This is a genomic window from Sphingomonas sp. (genome assembly GCF_042091075.1).
Classification (GTDB): domain Bacteria; phylum Pseudomonadota; class Alphaproteobacteria; order Sphingomonadales; family Sphingomonadaceae; genus Sphingomonas.
Map to the genome: position 1 here is coordinate 1 of NZ_JBELIE010000119.1, position 10,037 is coordinate 10,037.

8 protein-coding genes are annotated in these 10,037 nt (G+C 66.0%); 7 read left to right on the plus strand and 1 reads right to left on the minus strand.

Translation table 11 applies throughout. The features are described from left to right. The 7 genes from ACFDSW_RS11945 to ACFDSW_RS11975 form a co-directional block, all read left to right on the plus strand. Window positions 1–1,208: proton-conducting transporter membrane subunit (locus ACFDSW_RS11945; protein WP_375250514.1), on the plus strand; the 1,208-nt coding region annotated here is incomplete at its 5' end. Between the two features lie 13 nt (window positions 1,209–1,221). Beyond that, window positions 1,222–2,760, plus strand: coding sequence for an NADH-quinone oxidoreductase subunit M (locus tag ACFDSW_RS11950; RefSeq protein WP_375250515.1), 1,539 nt, complete (start codon window positions 1,222–1,224; stop codon window positions 2,758–2,760). Continuing rightward, window positions 2,760–4,220: an NADH-quinone oxidoreductase subunit NuoN gene (nuoN, locus tag ACFDSW_RS11955; protein WP_375250516.1), complete on the plus strand. Its 1,461-nt coding sequence runs from the start codon at window positions 2,760–2,762 to the stop codon at window positions 4,218–4,220. The genes ACFDSW_RS11950 and nuoN overlap by 1 nt, the downstream gene beginning before the upstream one ends. A gap of 21 nt (window positions 4,221–4,241) precedes the next feature. Next, entirely contained in the window at window positions 4,242–4,949 is a 708-nt protein-coding gene (locus ACFDSW_RS11960) for a biotin--[acetyl-CoA-carboxylase] ligase (RefSeq protein WP_375250521.1), read from the plus strand. Between the two features lie 46 nt (window positions 4,950–4,995). Next, window positions 4,996–5,787, plus strand: coding sequence for a type III pantothenate kinase (locus ACFDSW_RS11965; protein WP_375250517.1), 792 nt, complete (start codon window positions 4,996–4,998; stop codon window positions 5,785–5,787). A 90-nt stretch (window positions 5,788–5,877) separates the two neighbouring features. Beyond that, window positions 5,878–7,521, plus strand: a complete 1,644-nt coding sequence (locus ACFDSW_RS11970; RefSeq protein WP_375250518.1) for a ribonuclease J — start codon at window positions 5,878–5,880, stop codon at window positions 7,519–7,521. A gap of 16 nt (window positions 7,522–7,537) precedes the next feature. Continuing rightward, on the plus strand, window positions 7,538–7,816 hold the full coding sequence (locus ACFDSW_RS11975; RefSeq protein ID WP_375250519.1) for a DUF1467 family protein: 279 nt from the start codon (window positions 7,538–7,540) through the stop codon (window positions 7,814–7,816). A 46-nt stretch (window positions 7,817–7,862) separates the two neighbouring features. On the opposite strand, the gene ACFDSW_RS11980 is transcribed toward ACFDSW_RS11975, so the two are convergent. Further along, the coding region (locus ACFDSW_RS11980) for a hypothetical protein (RefSeq protein ID WP_375250520.1) at window positions 7,863–10,037 on the minus strand (2,175 nt) is incomplete at its 5' end.

Sequence of the window (10,037 nt, forward strand, 5' to 3'; positions counted from 1 at the left end):
TCAAGCGCGTCATCGCTTATTCGACCTGTTCGCAGCTCGGCTATATGTTCTTCGCGGCCGGGGTCGGCGCGTATGGCGCGGCGATGTTCCACCTGTTCACTCACGCCTTCTTCAAGGCGCTGCTGTTCCTGGGTGCGGGGTCGGTGATCCATGCGATGCACCACGAGCAGGACATGCGCTATTACGGCGGCCTGCGGAAACATATCCCGATCACCTTCTGGGGCATGCTGCTCGGTACGCTCGCGATCACCGGGGTCGGCATCTATGGCGTCGGCGGTTTCGCCGGTTATCATTCGAAGGACGCGATCATCGAAGTGGCCTGGGCGGGCGGTTCGCCGGTTGCTTCGATGGTGGGCGTGTTCGCCGCGCTGCTGACCAGCTTCTATTCGTGGCGGCTGATGTTCCTCACCTTCTGGGGTGAGCCGCGTTGGGCCGCGTCCGGGCATATCCAGCATGCTCTGCACGATGCCCATGGGCACGGCGACGCGCATGCCGACGATCATGCGCATGATAGCGTGGCCGCGCACCACGAGCATCATGATGACCATGCTGCATCAGCGCATCATGGCGAGGCGGCCGAAGAGGATGCCGGCCACGCGCCGCATGTCGAAACGCGCGGCTTCAACGAGATTCCGAAAGGCACCGGCGGCTATCACCCGCACGAAAGCCCGCTGCCGATGCTGATCCCGCTGATCATATTGTCGGTCGGCGCGGTCGCGGCGGGCTTCGTGTTCCATCGCTTCTTCATCGATCCGGAAACCGCCGGCGGCTTCTGGAAGGGAGCGATCGCATTCAACGAGCATCTGATGCATGCGATGCACGAAGTGCCGCTGCTGGTGCAGCTGGCTGCGACGATCGTGATGCTGACGGGTTTCGTGATCGCCTGGGCGAGTTACATCCGGTCGCCGTCCTTCCCGGCGAGGTTCGCCGATACCTTTCAGCCGATCTATCAGTTCCTGTTGCGGAAATGGTATTTCGACGAATTGTATCACTTCCTCTTCGTCCGCCCCGCGTTCGCGATCGGCCGGTTGCTGTGGCACCGTGGTGACGAGGGTACGATCGACCGCTTCGGCCCGAACGGGTCGGCCTGGGTGGTTCAGCTGGGCAGCCGCGCCGCCGGCCGCCTGCAAACGGGATATGTCTATACCTATGCCTTCGTCATGCTGATCGGCCTCACGGCAGCGATCACCTGGGCGATCGCGGGCTGAGGGGGTCAGAAACGTGTCGTTCCCGATCCTATCGCTGATGCTCGCGATCCCGGCGGTCGCCGCGGCCGCCTGTCTCTTCCTGGCGCCCTCGGCGGCTCGGATGACCGCGCTGGCGGCGACGCTGGCCGATCTGGCGCTCGGCGTGGTGCTGTGGCTGTCGTTCGACGTCGGCGGCGCGCAATGGCAGTTCGTCGAATATGCACCCTTGTTCGGCCGGTTCGGCTGGGCATTGGGCATCGATGGCTTCGCGCTGCTGCTGATCATGCTGTCGGTGTTCCTGATGCCGATCTGCATCGGCGCCAGCTGGCAGGCGATCGAGAAGCGCGTGCCGGAATATATGGCGGCATTCCTGTTCACCGAAGTGCTGATGATCGGCACCTTCGCCGCGCAGGACCTGTTCCTCTTCTATATCTTCTTCGAGGCGGGCCTGATCCCGATGTTCCTGATCATCGGGATCTGGGGCGGGGCGAACCGCATCTACGCATCGTACAAGTTCTTCCTGTATACGCTGCTTGGCTCGCTGCTGATGTTCATCGCGATGCTCTACATGAGCATCACCGCGGGGACGACCAGCATCCCCGTGCTGTTGAACTACGATTTCCCGCCGCATGTGCAGACGTGGCTGTGGCTCGCCTTCTTCGCGTCATTCGCGGTGAAGATGCCGATGTGGCCGGTACATACCTGGCTGCCCGATGCGCACGTGCAGGCGCCCACGGCCGGGTCGGTGATCCTGGCGGGCGTGCTGTTGAAACTTGGTGGTTACGGCTTCCTGCGGTTCAGCCTGCCGATGTTCCCTGAGGCATCGGCGACGCTGACGTGGCTGGTGTTCGGCCTGTCGGCGGTCGCGGTGATCTATACCAGCCTCGTCGCGCTCGTGCAGTCGGACATGAAGAAGCTGATCGCCTATTCATCGGTCGCGCATATGGCGATCGTCACGATCGGCCTGTTTGCGTTCAACGCGCAGGGGATCGAGGGCGCGATGATGGTGATGCTGGGCCACGGTCTGGTGTCGGGCGCGTTGTTCCTGTGCGTTGGCGTCATCTACGACCGGCTGCATACGCGCGAGATCAGCCGCTATGGCGGGCTGGCGATCAACATGCCGCGCTATGCGCTGTTTTTCCTGCTGTTCACCATGGCATCGATCGGTTTGCCGGGCACGAGCAACTTCGTGGGCGAGTTGCTGAGCCTGATGGGCACCTATCAGGTCTCCACCACGATCACGCTGCTGTGCACGACCGGGATCATCCTGGGCGCTGCCTATATGCTGTATCTGTATCGCCGCGTCGTGTTCGGGGAAATCAAGTCGGACGAGGTTCGCGGCATGTCGGATCTCAGCGTGCGCGAATTGTGGCTGCTGGCGCCGATCGCGGCCGCGGTGATGTGGATGGGTGTCTATCCCGAAAGTTTCCTGGCGCCGATGCGCAAGGATACGCAGATCCTTCTCGCCCGTATCGACCGCGCCCGCCCGGTGGGTGATTCTCAGCCGACGAAGGGGACGGGGATCGTGCCCGCCGCTCATGCCGAAACGCACGCGCAGGGGAGCGCGCACTGATGGATTATGCCGCTAACCTCGCGATGACCCTGCCAGAACTGGTGCTGGCGCTGGGGGCGATCGCGTTGATGCTCGTGGCCGCCTGGGGGGGGCCGGGATCGACCAAGGCGGTGTCCTGGGCCGCGGTCGCGGTGCTCGCCGGCGCGTGTATCGCGCTGGCCGGGCCTGCGTCGTCCGGCACCTCGGCCTTTTATGGCATGTATCGCGCTGACGCTTTCGCGACGTTCGCGAAGGTGCTGATCTATATCGCGGCGGCGGTGGCGGTCGTGATGGCGCCGGACTTCTTCAAGCGCACCGCGGGCGACGATCTGCGGCCCGAATATCCGGTGCTGATCCTGCTGTCGGCGTGCGGCATGGGGATCATGGTATCGGCGGCGGACATGCTGACGCTGTATGTCGGTCTCGAACTACAGAGCCTTGCCGCTTATGTGCTGGCGAGCTTCATGCGGCAGGACAGCCGTTCGGCCGAAGCCGGCCTGAAGTATTTCGTGCTGGGCGCACTGGCTTCTGGTATCCTGCTGTACGGGATCAGCCTCGTCTACGGCTTCACGGGTTCCACCCTGTTTGACGAGATCGCGGGGGCCTATGCCGCCGCGCCGCTGTCCGGCAGCGGCAAGGCGCTCGGTTTGTTGTTCGGGCTGGTATTCGTCTTCGCCGGGCTGGCGTTCAAGATGTCGGCGGTGCCTTTCCACATGTGGACGCCGGACGTGTACGAGGGCGCACCCACTCCGGTGACCGCGTTCTTCGCCTCCGCGCCCAAGGTGGCCGCGATGGCGCTGGGCGTGCGGGTCGCGGTGGAGGCGATGGGGCCGGCGGACACGCAATGGCGCCAGATCGTCATCTTCGCGGCATTGGCCTCGATCCTGTTGGGCGCGGTCGCCGCGATCGGTCAGCAGAACATCAAACGCCTGCTCGCCTATTCGTCGATCAACAACGTCGGTTTCGCGTTGATCGGCCTCGCCGCCGGCACACCGGCGGGCGTGGCATCGGTGATGACCTATATGGCGATCTATATCGCGATGACGCTCGGCAGCTTCCTGGTCGTGTTGCAGATGCGCGACGCCGATGGGCAGCCGCTCGAAACCATCGCCAGCCTCGCCGGCCTGTCGCGGAACCGCCCGGGCCTGGCGGCCGCGCTGGCGATGTTCATGTTTTCGCTGGCGGGCATCCCGCCGCTGTTCGGCTTCTACGCCAAGTTCGCGGTCTTCTATGCCGCGGTCGAGGCGGGGCTGTTCCCGCTCGCGGTGGTCGGCATCGCGATGAGTGTGATCGGCGCTTATTATTATCTGCGCGTGGTCAAGACGATGTATTTCGACGAACCCGCGGCGGCATTCGGGCCGGGCGACCGGCTGGAAGGTGGCCTGATCGCGGTGGCGGCGGTGATGATCTCGCCGCTGGGTTATCTGGCGATCCCGCTGCTATCGGGCTGGGCGCTCGGCGCTGCCAACAGCCTGTTCTGAGGCGCGGCGCTGACCCGCATCATTCAGGTCGCGACGACCGGGTCGACCAACGCCGATCTGATCGCGCTGGCGCGTTCGGGTGGGGGGGAAGACGGATTAGGGCTCCGCGCGCGGGAGCAGACTGCCGGCCGGGGCCGGCAGGGCCGTGACTGGGCCTCCGCGTCGGGGAATCTGTTCGCGAGCGGGATGTTCGCGCTGCAACCCGGCGATCCACCTGCGCCGACGCTAGCGCTGGTCGCCGCCGTCGCCTTGCATGACAGCATGCGCCGGGTACTTCCCGCGAACGCCGCAACGAAGCTGCAGCTGAAATGGCCGAACGACGTGCTGATCGACGGCGCGAAACTGTCGGGCATCCTGCTCGAGCGAACGGGGGACTGGATCGTGCTCGGCATCGGCGTCAACGTGGCGTCGCATCCCGAACTCGCCGACCGTGCGACGACCAGCCTGCATGCGCTGGGCGCGACTATCGATGCCGAAGCCTTTCTCGAAACACTGGCGGAGCGGGTGGCGGATGGAATCCGGCACTGGCGCGAGCACGGCATCCCGGCGGTGACCGCGATCTGGTTGTCGCATGCGCATCCGGCGGGCACCTGGCTGTCGGTGCATCTGCCCGACGGCGAGCGGATCGAGGGCGCGTTCGAGACACTTGATCGGGATGGCGCGCTCGTCCTGCGCTTGGCGAGCGGCGCGGCGCGTGTCATTCACGCAGGCGACGTTTTTCTGATCTGATCGTGGGCCGACATCCGGCCGCCCGCACCCGCAAAAGGGGAAGAACATGCTGCTCGCCGTCGACGCCGGCAACACCAATGTGGTTTTCGCGCTGGTCACGCCGGACACGCGCGAGATTGTCGGGCGCTGGCGTATCGCGACGGACCCGCGCCGCACCGCGGACGAATATGCGGTATGGCTGAGCCAGCTCTTTTCGCTGGAAGGCTTTTCGCGTGATGCCGTCGAGGCGGTGATCATCGCCACGGTGGTGCCGCGCGCGCTCCACAATCTGCAGGTGCTGGCGTCGAAATATTTCCACACCGAAGCGCTGATCGCAGGCCGTGCGCCGGTCGAATGGGGCCTCGCGCTCGACGTCGACGAGCCGCAGAATCTGGGCGCGGACCGGGCGGTGAATACGATCGCGGCGCATGCGCTGTATCCCGGTGATCTGATCGTGATCGATTTCGGCACCGCGACCACCTTCGACGTGTCGGACTATACCGGCGCGTACAAGGGCGGGATCATCGCACCAGGGATCAATCTGTCGCTCGATGCGCTGGTCAGCGCCGCCGCGAAGCTGCCACGGATCGCGATCGAAGCGCCGCAGGGCCGGGTGAGTGTGATCGGCCGGAATACCGTCGATCAGATGAATATCGGCATCTATTGGGGCTATATCGCGATGATCGAGGGGCTGGTGACGCGCATGAAGCGCGAGATCGGGCGCCCGGTGAAGGTGATCGCGACGGGCGGACTGGCGACGCTGTTCGAACAGCATACCGACGCCTTTGACGCGATCGAGCCTGACCTAACGATCCAGGGGCTGGCGATCATGTGGGATCGCGCCCATATTACAGGATAATTCCTCGCCGCGGGATCAAGCGGCAAACATAATGCAGATGATACGCACGCGCCGTCCTGGCGACGTTGCGACCACGATCAAAGGAAGCGAATGACTAATCCGAAATCCAACGAACTTCTTTTCTGTGCGCTCGGGGGATCGGGCGAAATCGGTATGAACGTCACCCTCTACGGCCATAACGGCAAATGGCTGATGGTCGATTGCGGCGTGACCTTCGCCGACGCCCATTATCCCGGCATCGACGTGATCCTGCCCGATCTGCGCTTCATCGAGGAGCGGCTCGACGATCTGGTCGGCGTGGTGCTGACCCACGGGCATGAGGATCATATCGGCGCGCTGCCGTACCTTGCGGAGGATCTGGGCGTACCGTTGTACGCGACTCCCTTCACCGCCGGGCTGATCCGCGGGAAGCTGGAGGAGGAGCGGATCGAGGATCGCGTGCCGATCAAGCTCGTCTCGCCCGAACAGCCGTTCAACGTCGGCCCGTTCAAGGTGCAGGTGGTGCCGCTGTCACACTCGATTCCGGAGGCCAATGCGCTGCTGATCGAGACGAAGGCGGCAAAGGTGTTCCATACCGGCGACTGGAAGCTGGACGCCACGCCGGTCATCGGTGCGCCGGCCTCGCCGGAACAGCTCACCGCGATCGGCGATCGCGGCATCGACGTCCTTGTGTGCGATTCGACCAACGTCTTCAACGCGGAGGCGTCCGGCAGCGAGGCGAGCGTACGACAGGGGCTGACCGAAAGCGTCGCCCGCGCCCGCGCCCGGGTGGTGGTGACCACCTTCGCCTCCAACGCGGCGCGGCTGCACACGCTGGGCCAGGTTGCGCAGGAAACCGGGCGCAAGCTGTGCGTGACCGGCCGTTCGCTCGACCGGATCATCCGGGTGGCGAAGGCCACCGGCTATCTGAAGGATTTCCCCGACACGATCGACGTCGATACCGCGATGCGCCTGCCGCGCAACCGCGTGCTGATCGTCGCGACGGGCGGGCAGGGCGAACCACGCGCCGCGCTGGCGCGGATCGCCGACGGATCGCATCAGATCGGGCTCGACGCGGGCGATATGGTGATCTTCTCCGCCAAGCAGATCCCCGGCAACGAAGTCGCCATCGGTCGCATCCAGAACCAGCTCGCCGCCAAGGGCGTGGAGATGGTGACGGAGAAGCAGGCGCATGTCCATGTATCGGGCCACCCCGGCCGCCCGGAACTGGAGAAGATGTACGGCTGGATCCGCCCCAAGGCACTGGTGCCCGTTCATGGCGAAATGCGCCACCTGATGGAGCATGCGCGCTTCGGCAATGCCAAGGGCATCCGGCATACCTTGGTGCAGACCGATGGGGATCTGGTGCGGCTCGCGCCGGGCGCGCCGGAAAAGATTGGCGACGTCGCGGTCGGCCGGCTGGTGCTGGACGGCGATGTCATCCTGCCCGCCGATGGTGGGACGATCAACGAGCGGCGGCGGATCGCGGTCAACGGCCAGATCTCCGTCGGTATCGCGGTCGATCGTAACGGCCGCGCGGGGGGCGTGCCCGAGATCCGGGTGCAGGGCGTCCCCGTCGAGGATGAGCGCGAACCCTTCCTGGCCGAAGCTGCGGAGGCGGCGACCGAGGCGATGAGCGGCCGCGCGCGCGATCGCGACCGGCTACGCGAAGATGTGCGGCTGGCGGTGCGGCGGGTTGCGACGCGCTGGACGGGCAAGAAGCCTGTCGTCGATGTCGTGATCGTTCAGGTCTGATCGGAAGGGCTGGCGCATGCGCTGGACGTCGATGTTGGCGATCTACGTCCTGTTCTGGGCGTTCTCGGTGTTCCTTGTCCTGCCCTTCGGCGTGCGCACGTCGGAGGAGGCCGGCGCCCGGCACGTGCCGGGTACCGCGGAAAGCGCCCCACACGAATTTTCGCTCCGTCGCGTGCTGCTGCGCACGACGATCGTGGCGACCGTGCTGTTCGCGCTGTTCGTCGGCAATTACGAGTTCGGCTGGGTGCCCGCCAACACGTTCGACTTCTTCGACGCGGCGAATGCGATCGGGTGACGGGAAGGGGGCGGGGCTTGGCGAGCGGTCGCCGAGCCCCGTCTCGTTACCGCAGGCGTTCGATCGCCTGCGCCAGGGCCACGTACAATTTGCCCATGTCCGACGATAGCAGGGTCACGCCCAGCGGCGAGCCGTCGCGCTGCGCGAGGATCGTGCGGAGCATCGCCTCGAAATCGTGGATGTAGCGGTTCACCTGTTCGCGGAAGCCGGCATCCTCATCATACAGGCGCGCGACGTCGCGCTGTTCGGTGCCATCGAGCAAACGTACCGCGCGGCGCGTGAACACCCCGCGATCGCCCTTCAGATAGGCTGCCCAGGCGCTGTCCGACACGTCGGGAGCGAAGGTGCGGGTCAGGTCGATCGAGGCGGAATTGAGCGATTCGATCAGCAACGATGCCCGGCGGGCGAAGCTGTCGCGTTCATTCTCCTCGGTGGCGGCGCGCGCATCCTCTAGCCGCTGATCGACCAGCGCGATCGTCGCCTCGATCCCATGTAGCTGCTGTTGCAGCCGTTCCCCCGCCCGGGTCGCCGCGGCGACCGCCGCCTCGGCGACCTGCGCTACCTGCTCCACCTGGGTCGCGACGCCGCTCTCGACCGCGCGTTCCAGCGCGGCAAGACCAGCGGTATGCAACGCGCCTGCGGCTTCGGGGATGACCCGGCCCAGCGCTTCGCGGGCATGATCCGCCGCGGCGGAGGCGGTTTCGCGAACCCGTAGCAATGCCTCCAGCAAACGCGGCGCGGCTTGCTCGGTAAGATCGTCGGCCTTGCGCGCGGCCTGCTCGACCGCGTCGCCGATCAGCGACGCCTGACCATGCCCCTTGTCGAGCACCGCATTGAGCTTTTCGGTGAGCGTTTCGACGGTGTGGCGCTGTTCGGCGACCACCTGCGCGACCGCCTCGATCGCGTCATGGGTGCTTTCCGCCGCGGTGACGAGCGCGAGCAATTCGGGCTTGGCGGCGACGACCACCTGCTTCGTACTCGCGATTCGCGATTCGAGCCGCGCGATCGCGTCGGGCATGGTCTCGTCCATTTCGCGCGCGGCGGCGTCGAGCGCGATCAGCAGGCCCTCGGTGGTGTCGATGGTGCGTCGTGCGGTGTCGTTGCCCGCGTCGATCGCGAGGGTCAGTGCCTCGGTGCTGGCATGCAGGGCGCTGACGGTGGCGGCCAGATCGCGGCTGCGCTCGGTGCCCTGCGTGTGAAGTGTTTCGAAACCGGCGTCAGCGCGCGCGATACCGTCCTCCAGCGTGCGGACCAACGAAGCACCTGTCCGTTGCTGCGTATCGAGCCGCTGCGCGATCCGCTCGATCACGATCTCGATCAGCGAAATCCGTTCGGCGAGCGCCTCGGCGCTTTCACGCGCGGCATGGTCGAGTGCGGTCTGATTGGCGCTGACCATCGCCAGCATCGCCTCGCCCTGCGCCGCGATCCCCTGTCGTGAGCGATCGATCGCATCGGCAGTCCGATCGAGGAGTGCATCGACCGCCGCGGCGGCATCGGATGTGACCACCTCCAGCCGTGCACCGGCGGTCTCGCTGGTGATCTCCATGCGATGCATATAGGCGGCGAGTTTCTCGGCGGCCCCGGTGGTTACCGTTTCGGCATCGCGACTGCGCGCGATCAGCGACGCCACCTGCGCATCGAGCGCGGCGGTATGTTCGTTCGCGACGATCGCGGCGCGGTCGATCGTCTCCGTCAGCGCCGCCGTCTCCGCCCCCGCCCGGGGCAGGGTGGAAAGCAGGGTCGCGAGATGCTGGTGCGCCAATTCGGCGGAGGAGGAGAGCGCGCGGGCGTGAATGTCCGCCTGATCGATCTCTTCTGACAGGCCGCGGCCGATCGTCGCCAGCCGCGCGGTCGCCGCGTCGCCGAGCGCGCCCAGGATGCGCACCTGTTCCGCCAGCATCGCACGTTGATCGTCAAGGGTTTGGCCCAGCGCGGCGACGCGCGTTTCGAGCGCGTGCGCCTCGGCGCGCATCGCCCGCGCGGAGGCGCCAAACCGTAGCGCCTCCGCGCGGCTGGTGCGCAACGCGATCAGCCAGACGATCCCGGCCAGCACGGGAACCGTCGCCGCCGCAGCGGCAAACTGCGCCAGTGCGAGCGCGTTCATCGTCATCAGCTCGCCGCGTGCGATCCACAGCAGCGCTGCCACCCACGCCAGCGCCGCCACGATCGCGACCACGCCAACCCAGCGGCGCCGGTTGACGCCAACGTCCGGCTCCTCGTC